We start from the raw sequence: 24,441 nt of genomic DNA, 5'->3' as shown, positions 1-24,441 counted from the left end.
ATTCACACGATATGAAGCTAATATTGACCTTATTCACCTGTCTTTTCGTGACAGGATGTGCATACGCACAAAACTTTTCGGACTACTTTACGAACAAAACACTGCGCGTCGATTATCTTTTCACCGGAAATACGGAAAAGCAATCAATTTGTCTCGACGAACTTTCGGAACTGCCCACATGGGCGGGCAGACGGCATCATCTTGCAGAATTACCACTGGAAGGAAACGGGCAAATTGTCATGCGTGATGTGGAAAGTGGAAAAGTTATCTATACCACTTCGTTTTCCTCACTATTCCAGGAATGGCTGGAGACAGACGAAGCTAAAGAAGTAACCAAAGGATTTGAAAATACTTATCTCCTGCCCTACCCTGTAAAACCGGCGGAAGTAGAAATCACGCTGCGCAACAACAAACACGAAGTAAGCGCAAACCTGAAACATATCGTCAAGCCCGATGATATCCTGATACATAAAAAAGGACTCACACACATCACCCCACACAAATATTTGCTGAAAAGCGGAAACGAAGAACAATGTATCGATGTGGCAATCCTGGCCGAAGGATATACCACAGCCGAAATGGAAACTTTCTATAAAGATGCAGCCGTGGCATGCGAAGCACTATTTTCGCACGAACCGTTCCAGTCTATGAAGAACCGTTTCAATATCATAGCCGTAGCCAGTCCTTCCGCAGACAGTGGAGTCAGTGCTCCGAAACAGGGAGCATGGAAACATACTGCCTTCGGTTCGCACTTCGATACTTTCTACTCTGACCGCTATCTGACTACCAGCCGTGTAAAAGCAATTAACGACGCATTGGCAGGCATTCCCTATGAACATATCATAATCCTCGCCAATACAGAGCAATATGGCGGAGGCGGCATCTACAATGCTTTCACATTAACCACCGCACATCACCCCAATTTCCGCCCGGTAGTGGTACACGAGTTCGGACATAGTTTCGGTGGTCTGGCCGATGAATACTTCTATGACGAAGATGTGATGAACGGCCTCTATCCACTCAATATCGAACCATGGGAACAAAACATAACCACACGTGTCAACTTCGCTTCCAAATGGGAAGATATGCTCACTAAAGACACCCCGGTTCCGACTCCGGTAGCAGATAAGGCCAAATACCCCACAGGTGTATACGAAGGAGGAGGTTACTCAGCTAAAGGTATCTATCGTCCGGCATTCGATTGCCGCATGCGCACAAATGAATATCCCACATTCTGTCCGGTTTGCCAGAGATCCATCAAACGAATCATAGAATTCTATACAGGTAAATAAGATCATCTCAAACAAACGAAAAGGAATACATTAACCACTGTACGAATTACACAGACTTCACAGGTCTTATCGGGATTATCGACTATTTCAATCTTTATATCTGCATGTGAGTCTGTGTAATCGACCATACAGGAGTTACGATATCGCCACTAAATACATACAGGCAACCCATACAAGTCCCGAGGGATATTAGTCCTATAAGGGCTGAAAGCGATAAGCCCGGGGTATCTCATAAAAAAAGGCCGTCTAAAACAAATCAGACGGCCTTTTCTATGTATAGAATAACTTATTCGCGAGCTCTCGCAGAATAGTTAATTTTCAGTGCATAAGCTTGACGAAGAGCCTGTTTAATATCGGTAACGATACCCATTTTTGTATCCTGGTCAATTTTCAAAGACACAGTCATAAAGGGTTGGTCTTCCTCTTTCATACTTGAGCGCTCGTTAGTTACGTAAGCCTGAATTTCGTCAACTTCAGCATATGCGTCATTCAACTGGATACGGCTTTCAGACCCCAGTTTTTTACGAAACTCTGCTGTCGGTTTACCTACATAGATAAACGTAACCAAAGATTTCTTTTCAAGCTTTTCCAACTCAGTACCCTGCGGAATCTTAAACTCAACCTTCAAAGAAACTTCACGCATTGTTGTTACAATCATAAAGAAGAACAACAATGTAAAGATCAAGTCAGGTAGAGAAGAAGTATTCAGCGTAGGCATCCCGCGCTTACCTGTTTTATTAAATTTTCCCATTAATTATTCTTTTTAACTCCTTTAGGTTCAGCCTCAGAGATCTTCTGAGGAAAAATTTCACGAATAGCTTTCTGCTGATCTTCATTCAACTCAGCATAATTCTTCTGCCACTTTTCCTGAGCCAATTCATCTCTTAACTCGTTGTAAGCAGCAACCAGCTCATTTTGAACATCAAAATAGGCCTGATAAGAAGATCCGCGGTCACTCTGCAAAGAAATTACATGATTCTCCGTAACCATGGTATTACCAAAGAAAGGCACATCTTTCGCATGTTTTTCCGGTAATTTTTCATCGTTATATGGATTGGCAATGAATTCTTTGGCTTTTTCCCTCAATTGCTTCACATCAACAACTTCGCCACCGCACATCAACTGATTCTGAAAGTTCAGAAAAATCTGCAGAACGTTACGATCCTTAACAACGATGTCATTGTCAACCTGATCCTTATCGGGAGGTGGAGGCAATTGTCTTGCCAAACCACGGTCAGTATCCATAGATGTCGTAATCAAGAAGAAGATAAGCAATAAGAATGCAATATCCGCTGTTGAACTTGAATTAATTTCAGGAACTTTTCTATTTCCTTTTGCCATTGTAGTTACTGTATTTTATTGAGTTTCCTCAATTAGTTATGATAATTTCTTTTTAATACTACTTCCGATGATAGCAACAACTGTTACCAACAACAAGAAATAAATACTGTAAAGGAACATATCAGTCAGTTTCAACCAGAAAGGAACATTGTCAGTTCCTTCATATCCCTGAATTGTCAGTGTTTCACCACTACCCATAGACCATGCTACAACCAATACAAGAACAAGAAGAATAAGTCCGAGCAATGATCTGATAGCACCCTTAGGATTGTCTTTCAAAGCAGAACCGAACTGGAAGATAGCAGCAACAACAGTTGCAACTATAGCAATGCCAAACAGACCGTACATCAGGTACAGCAAGGCATCTGTGTTTGCAGGATTATCCATGTCGTATACAAGCGGAGTTTCCATTTGTCCACCAAAATAGAAAAGACCCAATACGATCACGATAAGAGCAAACATCGCGTATAGTACGTAATACGATACTTTATATGTTAACTTACTCATCTCAGATTATTTTTTGTATTTCAAGTTATATTTGATTACCATGTCAAGCAAAGAGATAGAAGAGTCTTCCATTTCGCTTGTAAGAGCTTCAATTTTAGCAAGGATGTAGTTATAGAATACCTGAAGGATCAAAGCTACAACCAAACCGAAGATAGTAGTAATCAAGGCAACCTTCATACCACCAGCAACAACTGTCGGAGAGATATCACCCTGCTGTTGGATTTTATCGAATGCCATAACCATACCTACTACAGTACCCAAGAATCCCAATGACGGAGCCATCGCGATGAACAGTGTGATCCAAGAGCATCCTTTTTCAAGGTAACCAGCCTGAACGCCACCATAAGATACTACAGATTTCTCAACCACGTCGATGCCTTGGTCGATTCTCATCAAACCTTGATAATAGATAGAAGCAACAGGACCTCTCGTGTTACGAGCGATATCTTTAGCAGCTTCAACATCACCTTTTTCCAAAGCAGCTTCGATAGAAGACATAAATTTCTTTGTGTTGATTTCAGCCAAGCTCAAGTAAATGATACGTTCAATACAGAAAGCCAAACCAATAACCAATGCGATAGCAACCAAACTCATGAAAGATGCAGTACCTTCGATGAATTTTACTTTAATTTCTTTGTGGATACCACCTTCTTCTTCAGCACCAGCAAGAGGAGCAGAAGCTTCAGCAGCCTCAGCTACAGCGTCAGCAACCGGTTTGTCTGCTGCAGGAGCAGCTTGTTCGGTAGCAGCAGCATCCTGAGCCTGAACGAGTTGAGTTGAGCCAAATGTTAAGACTCCCATCACAGCAACAATTGCAAATAACTTTTTCATTGTGTGTCTAATTTTTAAGATTAATTAATTAAATTATTATTATTGTATTTACTTATCGTCTTTTGTTTAATATTTCCTGCGGAGAGAGCGGGATTCGAACCCGCGATACACTTTTGGCGTATACACGCTTTCCAGGCGTGCCTCTTCAACCACTCGAGCATCTCTCCAATTGGTGCTTTCCTCAAATCGGGTGCAAATTACAAAAAAAATGCGAACCACAAGCGTTTTCAGCTACAAATGTATTCTTTTTTTTCTTCTTCTGCAGCATTATCCTTCTTTTATCTTTAATAAATCCACTAAATTAATAAAATTTAAAATCTAACAGAGCTTATTTGAGTATTCCAAACACTTTCAATGCGCTGATAGCAGTCAATTCCGCAACTTTTTCGGAATCTTCCTTGTATATTTCGGCAACTTTTATTAATGTATCTTTCACATTCGCACTCTCATTCCTCTTCCCACGGTTAGGGACCGGCGTGAGGTAAGGAGAATCCGTTTCCAGCACAATGCGTTCCAACGGAATATGTTTAAGCGCTTCCGGCAGAGTTGACTTTTTGAAAGTAACCACACCATTTATGCCAATCTTAAACCCGGAGAACTCCATCATCCGGGCAGCTTCTTCGGACGTCCCGGTGAAACTATGAAAAATGCCGGTCAAGCCACTGCTTTTATAAGCCTGCAATACCTTATATATATAATCAAAAGCTTCACGGCAATGAATGACAATCGGCAACTGATACTGAAGAGCCCACTGAACCTGTTTCTCAAAAACAATCAACTGTTCTTTCAACCAGGTTTTGTCCCAGTAAAGATCGATCCCGATCTCTCCTACGGCCACAAATCGTTCCGAAGTTGCCAGGTGATTAGCCACTATTTCAAGTTCTTTTTCATACGAATCGTTCACGGAAGTAGGATGCAATCCGATCATCGGGAAACAAAAGTCACGATAGGTATCACAAACCGACAACATGGGTTCGATTGTCGTACTGTCTATATTGGGCATAAAAATATGCGTAACACCGGCAGCACGGGCACGCTCCATTACCAAAGGCAAATCTTCGGCAAATTCTTCCAGAAAAAGATGGGAATGTGAATCGACAAGCATATTTTAAAGAATCTCTTTAGTTTGTTTTTCACCGGTCCGGTAATAATAAATCAGACCGTAATCACGACATTTCTCCAACCGTTTTTCATTAGGCAGTACCTCCTGGTACTTGGCCTCCACCTGATTCCAGATATCGAGAATCAACCGGTCAGCCTGCGCACGCATAGACGAAAGTTGTTCTAAGCTACGATTTGTGAGGAGTTGAAGGTTTTTCTGCTTTTCATAACCTTCCATGAATATATCATAATGTACTTTCACTTTGGCAATCGTCGGGTTATAGATAGGTATGCCTCCCCGGGAAGTACGTTGCCGTTCTCCTTCTATGATTTTCTGTCCCCACTCGGCTATAGAAGCCTCACTGTTCAAATCGGGCACACCGAAATTATCCATAGGCAAGCTGTACATATCTTTATGGGATTCCTTTATTTCGGCTCGAATCACTGCCAGGTTCAAAACTTGTATAAAGTGAGAAATATAAAGACGGGCCGCTTTTACATTGGCCTGATGCTTCTTACTGTTTCTGCTCTGTTCTCCATAACAGTGTACATAATAAGAATGCGCAGCCTCAAATTTAGCCAGAAACATACGTGCTTCCCCCAATGTCTTTAACGAAACGGCCAAATCATAGACATTACATACGTCCCCCTTTACGACCGCTGCTCTCAGCGCCCGTATCCTGGCTTGATCAGTATTTGGCAAACGTCTATAAGGCATCGTTATATTACATCTCGCGGTACATTAAATGCTTCATCAGCTTTTTCAGCTCACTTTTCCTATCTTCTATGACAGATACGGCCCCCAGACTGGTCATCGCACGAGTATAGTACTCACGCATCTTGTTTTCACAGACAGCTTTGATACCTATCTGATTGTACAACTCGGTTACAGCACTGATTTTTTCTTCGGCACAGAATGAAGTCGCATTCAACCAACGGTTCAGTTCATCCAACTGATTCCGGTCGGCCCGTTCCAATGCTTTAATCAACATATATGTTTTCTTATTGCATAAAATATCACCACCGATATTTTTACCAAACACGGCTGAATCGCCATATACATCCAGCAAATCATCCTGCAATTGGAAAGCAACCCCAATCTGCATGCCGAAATCATATAGATTTTCAGCATCTTCACGGGAAGCTCCTCCCAAAATAGCTCCGATTTTCAAACTGGCCGCCAATAGAACGGCAGTTTTCAAACGGATCATTTCCAGATATTCCTCTTCTTTCACATCATCGCGGGACTCAAACCCCATATCCATCTGCTGACCTTCGCAAATCTCAAGTGCTGTCAGGCTAAACAAGTCCATTACCTCTTTCAGATACTCTGAAGAACAGCTTGCCATATACTGATAAGCCAGCACCATCATGGCATCTCCCGACAAAATTGCAGTATTGTCATTCCAGACTTTATGAACCGTTGTTTTTCCACGGCGCATATCGGCCCGATCCATCAAGTCGTCATGCAAAAGAGTATAATTATGATAAACTTCAATTGCCGTAGCAGGATCATAAACAGAAGTAACATCCTCCTTATAGAGATTGTATGCCATTAACATTAGAACAGGGCGAATGCGTTTTCCCCCCATGGAAAGTACATATTTAACAGGATCATACAAACCAACCGGTGTGCGTGTAAACCGGATATCTGAAATGTGAGAATTTATTTTATCAAGAAGCTGAAATGCTGTATACATAGTAATAAGTTATAAAAAAAGAGGATTGAATGAAAAGAGGCTGCTTGGACGGCAGCCTCTCTTCTTATACTATACAATGATTATTGCAGTCTGAATCGTACAGGTAATGTAAATCTACAACGAACAGGTTTACCTCTCTGCTTACCCGGCTTCCATTTAGGCATGGTTTTAACCACACGAAGAGCTTCTTTATCAAGATATGGGTCAACGCTCTTTACAACCTTAATGTCAGTAATACTACCATCACGTTCAACAACGAACTGAAGAACAACCTGTCCCTGGGTTCCGTTTTCCTGAGCAATGGTCGGATAGTTGATATTCTTATACAGGAACTGCAAACAAGCAGGCATACCACCCGGAAACTCAGCAGCTTCTTCTACTACTTCAAAAATTTCCTGTTCCGACGGTTCTTCCTCTTTCACCTCAACCGGCACGTATTTTACTTCCACTTTCTGTCCGGTATCCTCTGTTGAAGCAATAGCTGTTTCTTCCACATCAGCCTGGTCATCAACGATCTTCAGGATTTCAGCCTGTTTCGGAACCTCAACGGGAGGTGGGGCCGGTTTTTCTTCCTGTTGTGTAATAGGAATCATTTCCTCTTCAAACTCAATTTGGGCTACCGCCTGGCTTGTATCGATCTTTATATCACGCTCCGTCCATTCGAACGCAACGAATATAAAGGCGAGCACCACAACGTAACCGATCAGCAGCCACTGGGTCTTCTTACCTTCGAGGTCTGCTTTGGGCGATTTTTTTACTTCCATAAAATTATTATATAAAAATTGGTGTTCTTCTGGTTTTTAAGCTGTTATTGCTTTTGTGCCACAAATATAACGCAGATATTTTAAAAATGCAGTATATTTGGCGAAAAAATTTAGATAAGACGTTAAAAAAGGGAATAAACCTGCTGCATAACATCATGAAAAAGATAACAATTGCAATTGATGGCTTTTCTTCTTGCGGGAAAAGTACCATGGCTAAAGATTTGGCTAAAGAAATCGGATACATTTATATCGACAGTGGAGCTATGTATCGTGCCGTTACACTATACAGTATAGAGAACGGCATCTTCAACGGAGATACGATTGATACTGAAAAACTGAAACAGCATATCGACGATATCCACATCTCTTTCCGGATTGATCCGGAAACCGGTCGCCCGAATACTTACTTAAATGGAGTGAACGTAGAGAACAAAATCCGCACCATGGAAGTTTCTTCTAAAGTAAGTCCGATCAGTGCGCTCGGTTTTGTCCGCGAAGCGATGGTGGCCCAGCAACAAGAAATGGGCAAAGCCAAGGGCATTGTTATGGATGGCCGTGATATCGGTACAACTGTATTTCCGGATGCAGAATTAAAGATATTCGTAACCGCCTCACCGGAGATTCGCGCCCAGCGCCGTTATGACGAACTGAAAGCCAAAGGACAGGAGGCCAGTTTTGAAGAAATATTGGAGAACGTGAAACAACGTGACCATATAGACCAGACGCGTGAAGTGAGCCCGCTAAAGAAAGCTGACGATGCTTTACTATTAGACAACAGTCATCTCACCATTGCCGAGCAAAAGGAGTGGCTGACAGCCGAATATCAAAAAGCAATAAAAGAGTAAAAACGGAAGGGTGTAGCCATACGCCCCATAGGGTGTAGCCATCCTGAGGAAAGGGTGTAGCCATCCGGTCAGTATGGCTACACCCTTTTTTAATCACAGATTTTGTAATTATATGGTAAAAGTAGAAATAGATGAAGGTTCCGGTTTTTGTTTCGGAGTGGTCACAGCCATCCACAAAGCCGAGGAGGAACTCACAAAAGGGGTGACACTCTATTGCCTGGGAGATATTGTACACAACAGCCGCGAAGTGGAGCGCCTGAAGGAAATGGGACTGATTACCATCAACCATGAGGAATTCAAGCAACTTCATAACGCCAAAGTACTTTTACGCGCCCATGGCGAACCGCCTGAGACCTATATCATCGCCAAAGAGAATAACATCGAGATCATTGATGCCACTTGTCCGGTAGTGCTCCGTTTGCAAAAACGGATCAAACAAGAATACATGCAGGAGGACTCTGATGAGAAACAAATCGTGATCTACGGTAAGAACGGACACGCAGAGGTCCTGGGATTGGTCGGACAAACAACCGGCAAGGCGATTGTGATAGAAAAACTCGATGAAGCCCGTCAACTGGACTTCAGCAAAAGCATACGCTTATACTCACAGACTACCAAATCACTCGATGAGTTTTGGGAAATTGTGGAATACATCAAAGAACACATTTCGCCTGACGCGACTTTTGAATATTATGATACCATTTGTCGCCAGGTAGCCAACCGCATGCCCAACCTGCGAAAATTTGCCGCTTCACACGATCTGATCTTTTTTGTCAGTGGTAAAAAAAGTTCAAATGGCAAAATGTTATTCGAAGAATGCAAAAAAGTCAACCCAAACTCACATTTGATAGACAGTGCTGAGGAAATCGATGACTCTTTGCTCCCCGGAGTCAATTCTATCGGCGTGTGCGGGGCTACATCCACTCCCAAATGGCTGATGGAAGAAATCTCCGAAGCCATAAAGGCACAGATTAAAAGACAATGAATTAACGTTATTTAATCATACAGGGCACTCCTTTTTGTTATCTTTGCAACGTCAATTAAAAAACAAGATTGTTATGGGAACAGTTAAGTGTGTTGGTATTTTAACTTCCGGTGGTGATGCACCGGGAATGAACGCTGCTATTCGTGCAGTGACACGTGCAGCAATCTATAACGGACTGCAAGTAAAAGGTATATATAGAGGATACAGAGGCTTGGTAACAGGGGAGATCAAAGAATTTAAAAGCCAGAATGTAAGTAACATCATTCAACTGGGAGGAACGATCCTGAAAACAGCACGTTGCAAAGAGTTTACAACTCCCGAAGGACGTAAAATGGCATACGATAACATGGTAAAAGAAGGGATTGACGCCCTTGTTGTAATTGGTGGTGACGGTTCGCTGACCGGAGCACGCATCTTTGCACAAGAATATGACGTTCCCTGTATCGGACTTCCGGGTACTATTGACAATGACCTTTTTGGCACAGATACCACTATCGGATATGACACGGCGCTGAATACCATTCTGGATGCAGTCGACAAGATCCGTGACACAGCTACTTCGCACGAGCGTTTGTTCTTTGTAGAAGTAATGGGACGCGACGCCGGTTTTCTGGCATTGAACGGTGCGATTGCCTCGGGAGCAGAAGCCGCCATCATTCCGGAATTCAGTACGGAAGTCGACCAACTGGAGGAATTTATAAAGAGCGGTTTCCGCAAATCAAAAAACAGCAGTATCGTACTGGTAGCCGAAAGTGAACTTACCGGAGGTGCCATGCATTATGCCGAACGTGTGAAAAACGAATATCCTCAATATGATGTTCGCGTCACCATTCTGGGACACTTGCAACGTGGTGGCAGCCCGACGGCACATGACCGTATTTTGGCCAGTCGTCTGGGTGCGGCAGCTATCGATGCTATCATGGAAGACCAACGTAATGTCATGATCGGCATAGAGCACGACGAAATTGTTTATGTTCCGTTCAGCAAAGCCATCAAAAACGATAAACCTGTCAAAAGAGATCTCGTCAATGTGTTGAGAGAACTGTCTATTTGATAACAGTATACAACAGGAAAAGACAGACGGTGGACGGTAAACATACAAAATGTTTATGGTTCACCGTTTATCATTTACGGTAAACCCCTTCTCTGACAAGATTCTTTCTGTTTCCTCCCATAATTGCACCCTTTGAACATGGTGAGTATATTTTTCGGAAAGAGGATGCAAATGATTATTCAAATTAAATGTCGCAGTCTGTTTCCCTGCTTCCACATCAAGTAATAGTCCGATTGCAGTAGAGGCCCCCTGGAGAGGTGTCCGTATAAAAGGGCGGAAGAAAATGTCGGTCAATGGATCGAACCATTGATGCATCCGGATGATATCGGTAGACACAATTCCTGGATCAGCAGCATTGACCGTTATTCCACGTATCCGAAGACGCTCTGCCAGTTCAAAAGTAAAAAGCAACAAAGCGAGTTTTGTATTACTATAAACAGGGATTCGCCAGAAATTTCCCCTTTTACCACGAAGAAAAAAATCGGGAAAATCCAGCTTACCAATTGCATAGGTACAAGACACCATATTGACAATACGTGTTCCCTGTCCCATCAACGGAAGCAAAAGCCGCGTCAACAGACAGGGGCCTACATAGTTTACACTGACCGTACGCTCCAGCCCATCTTCTGTAATATGCAATCCGGTTTCCATCGTCCCGGCATTATTCATCAGCAAAGCTATGGAAGTGTTCCGCTGTAATACCCGGTTTGCAAAAGTTTTCACTGAAGCCAGTGATGCAAGATCTATCTCCCACACTTCCATATTCTTATTTCCTGTTTCCTTCGCCAACTCCCTGCATTTGGGTTCCGCCTTCGACAGCGAACAACAGGCCATGATTACTGCATAACCTTCACGAGCCACGGCACGGGTGATCTCCATCCCCATCCCACCATCGGCGCCGGTAATAATAGCAAGCTTACGTTCCATCATTTATTTTCCAAGTGTTCGATCTCTTTTTGCAAACAAAGAGGAAGTTCTTCTGCCAAATGATGATGACAAGCCATCTCAATGGTATACATTCTTCCTATGCAATAATTACTGTGCCCACAATTACAGCGGGCCTTTTCTTCACGCCGCATCCGGTTGACAAACCCGGGTTCATTAAGCAAAGCACGTGCCATCTGTACAGCCTCGAACCCTTCATTCAGCACTTCATCTATTTTCTCACGGGACACCAGCCCGCCAACATAAATTAAAGGAATTTTAATCTCAGAGCGGAACTTTAAAGCATCTTCCAAGAAATAGGCTTCTTTAAAAGGAACAGTCGGTATCATCACCCGCCCCGCCAACTTGACACCATACTTCAACCACCAGCAATCCATATAGTGCGTCAACGTCCTGATAGGCATCGCCCCACGCATAACATACATAGGAGCTTTACTGACAAAACCTCCACTCAGAACCAATGCATGCACTCCCAATGACTCAAGCCGTCTGGCCACTTCAAGGGTCTCCTCTATTTCCATACCACCACGAAAGCCGTCACGCATATTCATCTTCACGAACACGGCTATATCACTGCCGGCCGCCTTCATCACCTCTTCCATTACTATCGTCATAAACCGCATCCGGTTCTCCAATGATCCTCCATATTCATCTTTCCGGCGGTTGGTGTAAGGTGAAAGAAACTGGCTGATCAGATACCCATGTCCTGCGTGAACTTCAACAGCATCAAAGCCGGCTTCACGAGCAAGACAGACTGCACGTCCGTAGGCTTTTGCCATTTCCGGCAATTCCTCCCGCCTCATCCCCCGTACCCATGTAGGCGAATAAATATTGAAGCCTGATGAAGCAGAAATAGGCGTAACTCCACAAATACTTTTATGAGACATGTTGCCACAATGCCCTATCTGTATACTGGCAGCGGCACCCTCCGCATGAATGGCATCGGTTAGCTCACGTAAGCCGGGAATGATCTCGGGACGAAGCCACAATTGCCTTGGAAATGATAATCCGCTACGGGTCACCGAAGCATAGGCAACCGTAGTCATCCCTACACCTCCGGCAGCAACGGAACGATGATAATCAAGCAACATCGGAGAAGGGGCGTTTCCCGGACACATACCTTCAAAAGCTGCCGAACGAATAGTACGGTTGCGCAATGTAAGCGGTCCGATGGTAATCGGTGTGAAAAGCTTAGAAGCAAGGTGTGTATTCATAAGTAATTTATTTTTTAATATAAGAAGGGAAAAATTCGTTTCTTATACTCGACCTGCGACCCGAACTCTTCCTTATAACGATGCCAAATAGCATCTGCCCGTGGAACAAGGTTGGCAATAGTCCACCAAGCAAAGACACATCCCGGCAGAGACCAGGTCAAGACAGCCCAACCAATCCATTCAACAATCTCACCCAAATAGTTGGCAGAAGTTACGTAACGATACATTCCCCTTTGAGGAAGATAATGGCGGGTATCTCCGGGAGTACGCAGATTCCGGATAACTGAGTCGGAATGCCAGTTGATTAGCATCCCGCTGAAGAATAAAAGTGTTCCTATCCAAAAATAAGGTGACAGCAACCAGTCGGCTGTGTAGTATCCTGAAGGCGCAAGATAAAATATCCATTCACCCTGCATCAGTCCGTTGAGGATATTAAAGAGGACTCCCATCAAAAGAATGAGTATCGGCATCTTACTTTTTCCTTTCATCAAAAAGGGAAAAACAAAGGCCCGCTGGAAGTAATGCAACTGAAAGAAGAGAAAGAAAGTAAGTTCTACAGGAAAGAAACGACGGTCGGAATGCCACCACAACCAACTCATGACCAAAAAGACAGGGGCCTCCATAAGTATCCAGGCCAACTTATTGTTTACCGAGATGCCCCAGGAACGGCTGCGGAACATACCGTATCCCGCCCTGATAAAATAAAGGGCTATGAAAACGACCAGAGCCACCAGACTCATTATCAAAAGAAGCAGATTAAAGCCTTCTATACTCATATCCAAGATTTTATACAATGGACAAAGTTAAAAGAAAAACTTTAAAGAGACAAATAGTTTACGGAAATAAAATAAGGGTGCTGCAAAGTGATCTGCCACACCCTCAGACTTTTCTTTTATCTTTTCTTCAACGGCACATATTTTTCTTCTTCCAACACATTCTTGTAAGCCGGACGAATGATACGTTTGCCTTCAAAATTCAATTCTTCATTACGATGGGCACACCAACCGACAATACGTGCCATAGCGAACAAAGGAGTATAGATTTCTTGTGGCAAGCCAATCATTTCATATACAAAACCGGAATAAAAATCGACGTTGCTGGACACCGTTTTTCCATTATTCTTAATCTTACCGAATGTGGCAATGGCACGCTCTTCCAGAAGTTCAAGGAAAGCAAATTCGCGTTCACGCCCTTTCTCATGTGCCAGGTCACGTGCAAGTTCCTTCAGCAATACGGCACGAGGATCGGAAATGGTATACACGGCATGCCCGATACCATAGATCAATCCGGTCTTATTATAAACCTCTTTGTTCAGCATACGGGTAAAGTAAGTGTCAATCTCATCCACATTGGTCCAGTCCTGAATATTTTCCTGCAAATGATGGAACATGTCGGCCACCTGAATATTGGCACCTCCATGGAGCGGACCTTTCAACGAACCGATACCTGCGGCAATAGCCGAATATGTATCTGTACCGGTAGATGAAGTTACACGAACCGTAAAAGTAGAGTTGTTACCTCCTCCGTGTTCCGCCTGGAGCACCAGCAAAAGGTCGAGCGTACGCGCGTCCAGTTCGGTATAATCCCGTTTCAGCATATAGAGGAAATTCTCGGCAATCGACAAATTCTCCTGCGGATGACGGATGTGTAACGAACGGCCGAAAGTGGCATGACGTAACATATTGAACGCATAAGCGATGATTGTGGGGAACTTTGAGATCAGATCAATGCTCTGACGCATCAGGTTATCACGTGAAGTGTCATCCGGATTGGAATCAAAACGATACATTTCAAGTACACTGCGGGCCAGAATATTCATAATATTGTTCCCCTCAAGTTCAATGATATTCATCTTGGTTTTTTGTTCCAAAGGCATATTATCATTGATTAGTTCCCTAAACGAAGCCAGTTCTTCTTTATCGGGCAAACTGCCAGATAACAATAAATAAGCAACTTCTTCAAATCCAAAACGTTTTTCTTTCAGAATGGCATGTGCCAAGTCTTCCAGATCATATCCCCGATAGAACAGCTTTCCAGGAATAGGCTTCAATCCCCCTCCGGGAATTCGCTCATAACCTACGACATTACCAATCTTAGTCAATCCGACTAACACACCTGTACCGTCTTCGTTACGAAGCCCCCGTTTTACGTCAAACTTCGGAAATAAATCGGTGTCAATCCGGGTACAATCTTTCATTGCCTCGGAAAGTTTATAAATCAAATATTCTTTTTTCATGTCCTGAAGGTATTAATTTTTAATTCGGTTAATAATTTCTTCTGTAAATTCGGAGGTAGAAAGTGGCTGCCCTTTGTGCATGAAGCGCGCCAGGTCATTGGTGGCTTTCCCTTCGGCAAAACTGGCTTCAAGCGCCTCTACAATCAAGTCGGCAGGCTCCTGCCAGCCCAGATATTCAAGCATCATGACGGCCGAAAGTATCAATGAACAAGGATTGACCACTCCCTTTCCGGCAATGTTGGGAGCTGTCCCATGGGTAGCCTCAAAAATAGCATGTCCGGAGTCATAGTTGATATTGGCTCCCGGCGCGATACCGATACCTCCTACCATAGCTGCAAGCTGATCGGAAATATAATCTCCGTTCAGATTCAAAGTGGCGATAACCGAATAGTCTTCAGGAATCAAGAGAGTGTTCTGCAAAAAGGCATCAGCGATACAATCTTTAATTACCAGCTTGCCTGAAGCAATCGCATCGGCAAACTCACGTTCAGCCAACTCGTATCCCCATTTTTTAAAACCTCCTTCGGTGAATTTCATGATATTGCCTTTGTGCACCAAAGTGACTGAAGGCAGTTCATGCTGCAATGCATAGCGGCACGCGGCACGTACCAGACGCTCTGTACCCTCACGCGAAACCGGCTTCACCCCGAAAGAAGAGGTTTCGGGAAAACGTACTTTACTGACTCCCATCTCATCGTGCAAAAACCTATAGAATTTTCTTGCCTCCGGAGTACCTGCCTCCCACTCGATACCGGCATAGATATCTTCCGTATTTTCACGAAAGATGTGCATATTCACCTTCTCAGGCTCTTTAACGGGAGACACCACTCCACGAAACCAACGTACCGGACGCAAGCAAACGTATAAGTCGAGCGTCTGGCGGAGAGCCACATTCAACGAACGGATTCCCCCGCCGACCGGAGTTGTCAACGGCCCTTTGATGCCGATCAGATATTCCTTAAAAGCCTCCATTGTTTCATCAGGTAACCATGAACCCGTTGCCCGAAAAGCACGTTCACCGGCCAATACTTCTTTCCATTCGATATGACGGCTGCCACCATACGATACATCTACCGCCGCATTTACTATTGCCTGCATGGCAGGAGTGATTTCCGCCCCTACTCCATCACCTGTTATAAAAGGTATTGTCGGTACATCCGGCACTAACAATCCTCCATCTTTCTGTTTGGTAATTTTACTCATTGATTTATTTTTTTATATACTCCTCCAATCGTGTTCCAAAGTCAGGTTCCATTGGTTTAAAACCAAAGATTTATTGATTTAAAACCTAAAACAAGTCCCGGAAAGCTATCTACAAGCTATTTGGCGTTCAAAGCCGATCCAGCTCGGAACCAGCCAATCTGCTGTTCATTGTAAGTATGCTGTACCGCAAACCGTTCTTCAGTGCCATCTTCGTGATGCAAAATCACCTCCAGGTTATTTCCGGGCGAAAACTCTTTTAATCCAACTACCGAGATTAAATCGTGCTCACGAATCCGGTCATAATCGGCTTTATCTGCAAAGGTAACGGCCAACATACCCTGTTTTTTCAGATTGGTTTCATGAATGCGGGCAAAGCTTTTGGCCAGAATCACCTTCACATTCAGAAAACGCGGTTCCATGGCAGCATGCTCACGACTTGAACCCTCGCCATAATTTTCTTCGGCTACTACAATGGAAGAGATATCATCCGCTTTATACTGTTTTGCGGTACCCGAAACAGTTTCATATGTATTGGTCAAACGGTTCCAGACCTTATTCGTTTCGCCATTGAATGCATTCACCGCTCCCATCAACATATTATCGGAAATGTTTTCCAAATGTCCACGAAACCGAAGCCAGGGACCTGCCATCGAGATATGATCTGTCGTGCATTTTCCCTGTGCTTTGATAAGCAGCGGCATATTGAGAAAATCATTGCCGTCCCATGCAGGGAAAGGAGTCAGTAACTGTAAACGCTGAGAATCCGGAGCAACCTTAATCTCAGCTTTCTCACCCGTAGGAGCCTGATATCCCTGATTGCCGGCAACAAATCCGGCAGATGGCAATTCATCCCCCGTAGGTTCACTAAGTTTCACCTTTTCACCGTCATGGTTAACCAAACGGTCTTTCAACGGGTTGAAACAAAGATCGCCGGCAATAGTCAGTGCCAGAACAATCTCGGGTGAAGCCACAAAAGCAAAAGTATTCGGGTTACCGTCAGCACGTTTGGCAAAATTGCGGTTAAATGAAGTCACAATAGAGTTTTTACGGGTCGGATCGTCTGTATGGCGTTTCCACTGGCCGATACAAGGACCGCAGGCATTAGCCATGATAGTAGCACCCATCTTTTCAAATACATCCATCATACCGTCACGCTCGGCTGTCGCACGGATCTGTTCGGAACCCGGATTTACAATCAGCGGTGATGCCACTCCCAAGTTCTTCTCATTCACCTGCCGGGCTACGGAAGCCGCACGGCTGATGTCCTGATAAGAAGAGTTGGTACAGGAACCTATCAAACCTACTTCCATTTTCCGGGGATAACCGTTCGTTACTACCTTTTCAGCAAATTCTGAAATAGGAGTGGCGGCGTCCGGAGTAAACGGACCATTAATATAAGGTTCCAACTCTGAAAGATTTATTTCGATAACCCGGTCATAAAAATCTTCCGGACGTGCCATTACTTCGTCGTCTGCACGCAGATCAGCAGCTACACTGTCGGCCATCACAGCCACTTCCTCGCGTCCGGTTGCTCTCAGATAAACAGCCATACGTTCATCATAAGGGAAAAGAGAGGTAGTAGCTCCTACTTCAGCACCCATATTACAGATTGTAGCTTTTCCCGTGGCCGATAACGAAGCCGTACCCGATCCAAAATATTCGATAATAGCGTTTGTTCCTCCTTTCACGGTCAGGATACCGGCCAATTTCAGTATGACATCTTTGGGAGCTGTCCATCCATTCAACTCTCCTGTCAGACGTACCCCGATCAATTTCGGCATCTTAAGTTCCCACTCCATACCTGTCATCACATCCACAGCATCGGCACCACCTACACCGATCGCCACCATTCCGAGCCCTCCGGCATTCGGGGTATGCGAGTCGGTACCGACCATCATCCCACCCGGAAAAGCATAATTCTCAAGCACCACCTGATGAATGATGCCCGCTCCCGGCTTCCAGAAACCAATGCCATAACGAGAGGAAACATCACACAAGAAATCATACACCTCCCGGTTGGTTTGTGTAGCTGTTTCAATGTCACGTTCAGCACCCCGGTAAGCTTGTATCAAATGATCGCAGTGTACCGTGGAAGGTACTGCCACTGTATCTTTCCCGGCATTCATAAATTGCAACAAGGCCATTTGAGCCGTTGCATCCTGCATTGCAACACGGTCCGGACGAAAATTGACATAGTCCTCTCCCCGTTCATAATTCTTTAAATCCGCCACATTATACAAATGTGCATACAAAATCTTTTCAGCCAACGTCAAAGGACGCTTCAGTGCTGCACGAACATGCTCCATTTTCCCTTTATAGGATGTATAGAAGCTCTTTAACATATTCAAATCATATACCATAACAATTCTGGTTTTATCTGTTCTTCTATTTATTATAACCAATTATACGAAAGAAAGGTTTAACAAATTGAAATGTTTATTCCAATCCGGAAACAGATTTGTTATCTTTGCCGGAAATTTAACCCGCACCCCATTAACATGAACGATTATAATACAAACTCTTCTTCCCCGCTTAGCGATCTTCAACGCCAACAGCTTTTGCTACGTATGGAATATGAATATGAAAAAGAAGAATTTCGCAAGCAGACAGAAACGATGGGCATTGCGAGGAAAGTGAAGCGAGGGCTTTGCTGGTATCCCGTCAGTACAGGCAGAAGTTTTTATAATTCGCTGAACCAACTTGTGATAGAAATAGAACGTCAAGAAGATAAAGAGATAGAACATGCATTTGAATTCGGACGTCCTGTTTGCTTTTTCGAACAGGGCTATGATGGCAGCATACATTATTTCAATTCCATCTACACCGTAAGCTATGCAGATGAAGAGCGTATGGTAGTCGTGGTACCCGGAGCAGGTGCACTTCTTGAAATACAAGGAGCAGACAGACTGGGGGTACAGTTGTATTTCGATGAGACTTCCTACCGCAGTATGTTCGAAGCCTTGGAAGACGTGATTCGTGCGAAAGGTAATCGCCTCGCCCAACTACGTGATATCTTACTTAGTAAACAACCTTCGCAATGGAGAGAGATATATCCGGTACGCTTCCCCTGGCTGAACATCACACAAGAGGAAGCCGTTAACAAAGTGCTACGTGCCAAAGACGTGGCTATCGTACACGGACCTCCGGGAACAGGTAAAACCACTACCCTCGTAGAAGCTGTCTACGAAACATTGCATCGTGAAAACCAGGTGCTGGTATGTGCGCAAAGTAATACAGCCGTCGACTGGATTGCGGAAAAGTTGGTAGACCGCGGAGTGCCTGTACTACGCATCGGCAATCCCAGCCGGGTAAACGACAAAATGCTTTCGTTTACCTACGAACGCCGTTTCGAAAGTCATCCGGCATATACCGAGTTATGGGGTATTCGTAAATCCATTCGTGACATGGGGAATCATCTGCGTAAAGGAGGATATTCTGAACGCGAATCCACACGTAACCGAATACTCCGCCTGAAAGAGCGTGCCACTGAACTTGAAATACTAATTAACGAAGACCTCTTTTCCAGTGCCCGTGTCATTGCATCTACACTGGTCAGCAGTAATCACCGGATTCTCATCGGACGGCATTTCAGCACCCTCTTTATCGATGAAGCCGCACAGGCCCTGGAAGCTGCCTGCTGGATAGCTATCCGAAAAGCAGACCGTGTAATCCTCGCAGGAGATCATTGCCAACTCCCTCCGACCATTAAATGTATGGAGGCTGCGCGAAGCGGTTTAGACCGCACATTAATGGAAAAAGTCGTAATGAACAAGCAAGAAGCCGTTTCTCTGCTGAAAATACAATATCGCATGCATCGCTCCATCATGCAGTTTCCTTCCGCCTGGTTCTATCAAGGTGAGCTGGAAGCCGCACCGGAAATTTCTCACCGGGGAATACTCGAGCTGGACACTCCCATAAATTGGATCGATACTTCGGAAATGGACTTTCATGAAGAGTTCGTTGGAGAAAGCTTCGGACGTATCAATAAACCGGAAGCCAATCTGCTGTTGCAAGAACTGGAAAATTATATCCGCAAAATCGGAGAAAACCGAGTGGCAGGAGAGTGTATAGACTTTGGACTTATTTCACCTTATAAGGCCCAGGTACAATATTTACGGAATAAAATAAAAGGAAATCCATTCTTTCGCCCCTACCGTAACCGAATCACTGTCAATACAGTAGATGGTTTTCAGGGACAAGAACGTGATGTAATCTTTATCAGTTTGGTGCGAGCCAATGAAAACGGACAGATCGGATTTCTCAATGACTTAAGGCGAATGAACGTAGCCATCACCCGTGCCAGAATGAAACTGGTAATATTGGGTGATGCCACAACCATGAGCAAACACGCTTTCTACAGAAAGTTAATTGAGTATATCAATGGACTCAGGCAAAATTCATAAAAATACCGATAACAAAAAAACGAAGTTATGTCAAAACTCACCACGGAATAACACAGAGTATCTCAGAGTCTTTTTTGCTAATAATCAGCAACTTAAGCCACCCCTATACTACTCTGTGTCCTCTGTGATGAGTTTTGACAACCTCGTTTACAATAAAGCAGCAGTCTGCTTATTTCTTCAAATACCAATCCTTATCTGTCTTTCCACCTGATTTTGCCCATGAAGCAAAACGCGGATATGATTGATCAATAGATTTCTTCTCTTCCGTATTGAATGTTTCAACATCTGCCAAATGAATAGCAAACGGATAATTCTGGTCTGACACGTAATAGATCCCTTTATCTGTATCCGATAAATCCTGCTGGCTTCCAAAGAGAGCCGTATTTACCTTATCAGTTGGTTTATGGTTTACCAAATGTACTTCCGTACGATCCTTTCCTGTATTCTGATGCAAGAAGATGAATGAATTGTAGGGAGCCACTCCAAAAGTTTCATGATCTACAGGTTGCTTAAATTTATTCCGTATCTTGAATGCAGAGGTCTTTGTATTGCTACCGGTCTCTTCAATAGCATTGGCAAATACAGCAACAGTAGCCTGGCTTAATTCATTATCCAACCCCTGACTTCCCCAAGCCGATTTCCCCTCGGTGAAGTCACACTCTTCTACATTTGCCCTTTCTGTATTCATTTGGTAAGCAAAGCCATTCTTAAATAACGCTCCCGACCACATAGCAGTAAAAGTATCTTCAGTAGAAAGTACCTGATTTTTGGTGTTAAAACTCAAAACCGAATTATATTTCACAATCACATCATTCAGGTCATAATCACCTTTAGAAGGCCAATTATCTTCAAAAGCCAAAATTCCTTTATACGTCATTTTATAGGCTATTGACTGATCGTCCGGATCTTCCGGATCAACCGAAGGCATATCGGGAGGGATAATAGCCTCTATCGGATTTGACCAGACATTAAACATAACATCGTTATAATCCTGATCATTCCAATCTTCAAACGATAATACAATAAATTCATTTATTTTAAATGCAGCTGTATGCTTACGTTCTTTGTCATTTAATGCAGTAGTTGAATAGAACATTCCCCGTCCTTTACCTACATTGCCATTAGTAGTCGTCCCGTTTCTCGTAAAAGCATCATTACTAATAAACCAGCCTATTTTAGTCCCTTTTGGGAATACAGTTCCCTTATCTTCTCCGTCAGCATCAATATAATGTAGTTTTACACACTCCCCGCCTTTAATACCGACTCCTGTTTTGGTGTTGGGGAATACAACGTACTTTTTAGCTTTCCGAATCTGAGCGACATTTGCCCCTTCCGAATAGCAATAATAGCCAAACGCACTATATGCCGCACTTGTCCCTCCGATAAAACGCACCTTCACTTCGGCACCATGTTCGTCATTAATCATAAAATCAACCGACTGGCGATATTTCTGAGGGCAGTTTCCATCCTCCGGTATAGTTTTATTAATTGTTCTGTAAAATGCGGGCGTCAATTCAATAACACCTTCATTATCCAAATAGTTAGGCCGTCCTTTTATATCCCAACTGCCCAAAGTATAAAATCCTCCAGGCACCGTTTGATACTCACCACCTACACGCGTCTGCACAGATGCTTCGGCAGCCGTATCCCAGTTTATATCAGCCATTATTGTATTCCCTTCTATTTTAGTTTTATACAACATTGGTACTCCGATATAAGAGGTATAAATATATACTTCCTCGCCATAAGCCGGGATTGTTTCTTTAGCACGATATACTCCGGTTCCATCAGTCATTCTCACTACCTTGGGGTCGATATCAGTGCGTTTCACAACCTGTCCGTCAGCATCAGTTGTCAACGGATTCTCAAAATACAGTTCAAATAATACCTGATAATTCTCTGCAGGAATATCATACTTCAGATCCAATTGAACGTCTTGTGTAGTTGCAAAATCAAAGGAATTAGCTACCCCGGACGGTTTTTCATCTGGTTTATAATGATCTTTCTCATCAATACATCCCACAACCACGCATCCCAATAAAAGAGTACTTAGTAATACTCCCAGCATCTTTTTCGTTGTATAAACACGATTTTTCATATTGACAAATAGTTTGTTTGTGAATTAGACTACAAAGATATATATAAAACTTGATACATTTATCCAACAAGCATACTTATTTTTCATATTATACAATATATACGCTTCATTCCAAATACACAATACACTAAATACCAATAAAATAAAAAGAGGAAGAACAATCATTCTCCCTCTTATCAGAACTTGTATATTCTGATTAATTATTTTCCGGACGAAGTTTACGAACTGTTACGGCTGTCTGCCACATTTCGCTTTCACGCAATGCCTTCAGTTCTGCTTCCAGTTTCTCGCGATAATCCGGTTTTGAATTGGAATCAATAGAAATTTGTGCTTCATTACCTGTCTTGACACTATTATATAGTTTCTGAACAACGGGCTTGATTGCGTCGTGGAACGGACCCATCCAATCAAGAGCACCACGCTGAGCTGTCGTAGAACAGTTGGCATACATCCAATCCATACCATTCTTAGCAAACAAAGGCATCAATGACTGGGTCAGCTCTTCTACAGTTTCGTTAAATGCTTCAGATGGAGTATGACCGTTTTCACGCAAAACCTCATACTGGGCCAGCAGCAGTCCTTGTATAGCTCCCATCAGCGAACCGCGTTCGCCTGTAAGGTCAGAAGTAGCTTCACGAACGAAAGTAGTCTCAAACAAATATCCTGAACCAACTCCAATACCTAATGCAATGGTTCTCTCCATAGCTCTTCCGGTAGCATCCTGATAGATAGCGTATGAAGAGTTCAGTCCACGGCCTTCAAGGAACATCGTACGAAGTGAAGTGCCCGATCCCTTGGGAGCAACCATGATCACATCGATATCTTTCGGTGGAACAACACCGGTACGGTCACTCCAGGTAATTGCAAAACCATGAGAGAAGTAAAGCGCTTTTCCGGCAGTCAGGTAAGGTTTGATAGTAGGCCATACGGACATTACGGCAGCATCTGACAACAGACACATCACAATAGTACCTTTCTCGCAAGCCTCTTCGATGCCGAACAGTGTTTCACCCGGAACCCAGCCGTCTGCCACTGCTTTTTCATATGTTTTTCCCGGACGCTGACCAACGATCACATTGAAACCGTTATCACGCAAATTCAGTGACTGACCCGGTCCCTGCACACCGTAACCGATAACAGCGATTGTTTCATTTTTCAATACTTCACGAGCTTTTTCCAAAGGAAATTCTTCACGGGTTACTACATTCTCCGTAACACCGCCAAAATTCAATTGTGCCATTTTTCTTCTTTGTTTTAAAAGTCCTGCTTCATCTTATTTAGGAAGCAAAACCGATTATTAATAATTAAACTTATATTCTTTATTTATTATAGTGCAAACCGCCAGCCTACATTAAGCTGCACCACACTATTGTTTGCTTTCGGATTAGAATTACTTGCCCACGCTTTGTTTACATTAATCAATCCGATATTATAGTTAAGAGAAACCAGCAAGCCACGCTCAAACTGATATCCGGCGCCAAGTCCCACACCACAATCAAACGTACGAATCACGTTCATACCTATAACTGTGGTCGCATGATCCGAAGATGCTTTATTCTCTGAGTTCACATTAAAACTAAACTGCGGACCTCCGAATAGATACAATCCTTTATATATGAATTCTTTCGCATATACCGGGATGTTTATATAATCCAACTTGTCCGTATAAGAAACCCCATTACCGTTATATTTACTTCCCTGCATTGAGTAGTACACTCCTGCTTCTATTCCGAACCGTTCAGTCAGCATCACATCGCCACCCAATCCCACATTAAGTCCGGGACGTACTTTAGAATCCACTTCTCCGGTAGTGTTGGCCAAGTTCAAACCAACTTTAGGAATCAAATGAAACTGCTGGGCACCCACCCGGCAAGAAACAAAAAGCAGTAAAAGAAAAACTATTTTTTTCATCCTATTATATT

General features: G+C 43.4%; 22 protein-coding genes and 1 tRNA gene. 5 read left to right on the top strand and 18 right to left on the bottom strand.

The window, feature by feature from the left end; translation table 11 throughout:
* Positions 1 to 11: 11 nt before the first annotated feature.
* Positions 12 to 1,292 carry an IgA Peptidase M64 gene (locus JZY04_RS01935; protein WP_122142491.1) on the top strand — a complete coding sequence of 427 codons (1,281 nt, stop codon included), beginning with the start codon at positions 12 to 14 and terminating at the stop codon, positions 1,290 to 1,292.
* Positions 1,293 to 1,578: 286 nt separating this feature from the next.
* Here the strand turns inward: JZY04_RS01935 and JZY04_RS01930 are convergent, their stop codons facing one another.
* The 9 genes from JZY04_RS01930 to JZY04_RS01890 all read right to left on the bottom strand — a co-directional run bounded on the left by JZY04_RS01930 (position 1,579) and on the right by JZY04_RS01890 (position 7,536).
* Positions 1,579 to 2,043, bottom strand: coding sequence for a biopolymer transporter ExbD (locus tag JZY04_RS01930; protein WP_005781259.1), 465 nt, complete (start codon positions 2,041 to 2,043; stop codon positions 1,579 to 1,581).
* Positions 2,043 to 2,633: a biopolymer transporter ExbD gene (locus tag JZY04_RS01925; protein ID WP_005781261.1), complete on the bottom strand. Its 591-nt coding sequence runs from the start codon at positions 2,631 to 2,633 to the stop codon at positions 2,043 to 2,045. Before JZY04_RS01925 ends, JZY04_RS01930 begins: the two co-directional genes overlap by 1 nt.
* 36 nt (positions 2,634 to 2,669) lie before the next feature.
* Complete coding sequence (locus JZY04_RS01920) at positions 2,670 to 3,140, bottom strand: hypothetical protein (protein WP_122142490.1); 471 nt, start codon at positions 3,138 to 3,140, stop codon at positions 2,670 to 2,672.
* Between the two features lie 6 nt (positions 3,141 to 3,146).
* Positions 3,147 to 3,971: a MotA/TolQ/ExbB proton channel family protein gene (locus tag JZY04_RS01915; RefSeq protein ID WP_005808294.1), complete on the bottom strand. Its 825-nt coding sequence runs from the start codon at positions 3,969 to 3,971 to the stop codon at positions 3,147 to 3,149.
* A gap of 79 nt (positions 3,972 to 4,050) precedes the next feature.
* A tRNA-Ser gene (locus tag JZY04_RS01910) sits at positions 4,051 to 4,138 on the bottom strand.
* Positions 4,139 to 4,299: 161 nt separating this feature from the next.
* Complete coding sequence (locus tag JZY04_RS01905) at positions 4,300 to 5,076, bottom strand: TatD family hydrolase (protein ID WP_122142489.1); 777 nt, start codon at positions 5,074 to 5,076, stop codon at positions 4,300 to 4,302.
* Positions 5,077 to 5,079: 3 nt separating this feature from the next.
* Positions 5,080 to 5,790 (bottom strand): hypothetical protein, encoded by a 711-nt coding sequence (locus tag JZY04_RS01900; protein WP_122142488.1) that lies wholly within the window; start codon positions 5,788 to 5,790, stop codon positions 5,080 to 5,082.
* A gap of 7 nt (positions 5,791 to 5,797) precedes the next feature.
* Positions 5,798 to 6,772, bottom strand: a complete 975-nt coding sequence (locus tag JZY04_RS01895; RefSeq protein WP_044302052.1) for a polyprenyl synthetase family protein — start codon at positions 6,770 to 6,772, stop codon at positions 5,798 to 5,800.
* Positions 6,773 to 6,852: 80 nt separating this feature from the next.
* The gene (locus tag JZY04_RS01890) at positions 6,853 to 7,536 is read right to left on the bottom strand and encodes an energy transducer TonB (protein WP_005821644.1); all 684 of its coding nucleotides are present in this window, start codon (positions 7,534 to 7,536) and stop codon (positions 6,853 to 6,855) included.
* 155 nt (positions 7,537 to 7,691) lie between these two features.
* On the opposite strand from JZY04_RS01890, the gene cmk reads away from it, so the two are divergent.
* The 3 genes from cmk to pfkA all read left to right on the top strand — a co-directional run bounded on the left by cmk (position 7,692) and on the right by pfkA (position 10,420).
* Positions 7,692 to 8,381 (top strand): (d)CMP kinase, encoded by a 690-nt coding sequence (cmk, locus tag JZY04_RS01885; RefSeq protein ID WP_122142487.1) that lies wholly within the window; start codon positions 7,692 to 7,694, stop codon positions 8,379 to 8,381.
* Between the two features lie 112 nt (positions 8,382 to 8,493).
* Positions 8,494 to 9,366, top strand: coding sequence for a 4-hydroxy-3-methylbut-2-enyl diphosphate reductase (locus JZY04_RS01880; protein WP_005808303.1), 873 nt, complete (start codon positions 8,494 to 8,496; stop codon positions 9,364 to 9,366).
* Between the two features lie 73 nt (positions 9,367 to 9,439).
* Positions 9,440 to 10,420 (top strand): 6-phosphofructokinase, encoded by a 981-nt coding sequence (pfkA, locus tag JZY04_RS01875; protein ID WP_005781272.1) that lies wholly within the window; start codon positions 9,440 to 9,442, stop codon positions 10,418 to 10,420.
* 60 nt (positions 10,421 to 10,480) lie between these two features.
* Here pfkA and JZY04_RS01870 read toward each other — a convergent pair whose 3' ends face one another.
* The 6 genes from JZY04_RS01870 to JZY04_RS01845 form a co-directional block, all read right to left on the bottom strand.
* Positions 10,481 to 11,347: an SDR family NAD(P)-dependent oxidoreductase gene (locus JZY04_RS01870; RefSeq protein WP_181996381.1), complete on the bottom strand. Its 867-nt coding sequence runs from the start codon at positions 11,345 to 11,347 to the stop codon at positions 10,481 to 10,483.
* Entirely contained in the window at positions 11,347 to 12,579 is a 1,233-nt protein-coding gene (locus JZY04_RS01865) for an NADH:flavin oxidoreductase (RefSeq protein WP_122142485.1), read from the bottom strand. The genes JZY04_RS01870 and JZY04_RS01865 overlap by 1 nt, the downstream gene beginning before the upstream one ends.
* 14 nt (positions 12,580 to 12,593) lie before the next feature.
* A complete protein-coding gene (locus JZY04_RS01860) occupies positions 12,594 to 13,355 on the bottom strand; it encodes a DUF1295 domain-containing protein (protein ID WP_122142484.1) in 762 nt (253 codons plus the stop codon).
* Between the two features lie 116 nt (positions 13,356 to 13,471).
* Positions 13,472 to 14,815, bottom strand: a complete 1,344-nt coding sequence (locus JZY04_RS01855) for a citrate/2-methylcitrate synthase (RefSeq protein WP_005781276.1) — start codon at positions 14,813 to 14,815, stop codon at positions 13,472 to 13,474.
* 12 nt (positions 14,816 to 14,827) lie between these two features.
* Positions 14,828 to 16,018, bottom strand: a complete 1,191-nt coding sequence (gene icd / locus JZY04_RS01850; protein WP_122142483.1) for an NADP-dependent isocitrate dehydrogenase — start codon at positions 16,016 to 16,018, stop codon at positions 14,828 to 14,830.
* Between the two features lie 116 nt (positions 16,019 to 16,134).
* The gene (locus JZY04_RS01845) at positions 16,135 to 18,378 is read right to left on the bottom strand and encodes an aconitate hydratase (RefSeq protein WP_122142482.1); all 2,244 of its coding nucleotides are present in this window, start codon (positions 18,376 to 18,378) and stop codon (positions 16,135 to 16,137) included.
* Positions 18,379 to 18,516: 138 nt separating this feature from the next.
* Between JZY04_RS01845 and JZY04_RS01840 the strand changes: the two genes are divergently transcribed.
* Entirely contained in the window at positions 18,517 to 20,421 is a 1,905-nt protein-coding gene (locus JZY04_RS01840) for an AAA domain-containing protein (protein ID WP_122142560.1), read from the top strand.
* A gap of 169 nt (positions 20,422 to 20,590) precedes the next feature.
* On the opposite strand, the gene JZY04_RS01835 is transcribed toward JZY04_RS01840, so the two are convergent.
* The 3 genes from JZY04_RS01835 to JZY04_RS01825 all read right to left on the bottom strand — a co-directional run bounded on the left by JZY04_RS01835 (position 20,591) and on the right by JZY04_RS01825 (position 24,430).
* Complete coding sequence (locus JZY04_RS01835; protein ID WP_122142480.1) at positions 20,591 to 22,519, bottom strand: LruC domain-containing protein; 1,929 nt, start codon at positions 22,517 to 22,519, stop codon at positions 20,591 to 20,593.
* Between the two features lie 196 nt (positions 22,520 to 22,715).
* Entirely contained in the window at positions 22,716 to 23,759 is a 1,044-nt protein-coding gene (ilvC, locus tag JZY04_RS01830; RefSeq protein WP_005808312.1) for a ketol-acid reductoisomerase, read from the bottom strand.
* 86 nt (positions 23,760 to 23,845) lie between these two features.
* Positions 23,846 to 24,430, bottom strand: coding sequence for a porin family protein (locus JZY04_RS01825; protein ID WP_005808313.1), 585 nt, complete (start codon positions 24,428 to 24,430; stop codon positions 23,846 to 23,848).
* Positions 24,431 to 24,441: the final 11 nt, after the last annotated feature.

Source organism: Bacteroides sp. 11BF (assembly GCF_019633765.1).
Classification (GTDB): Bacteria; Bacteroidota; Bacteroidia; order Bacteroidales; family Bacteroidaceae; genus Bacteroides; species Bacteroides hominis.
This window is presented reverse-complemented; position numbering and strand designations above follow the sequence as displayed.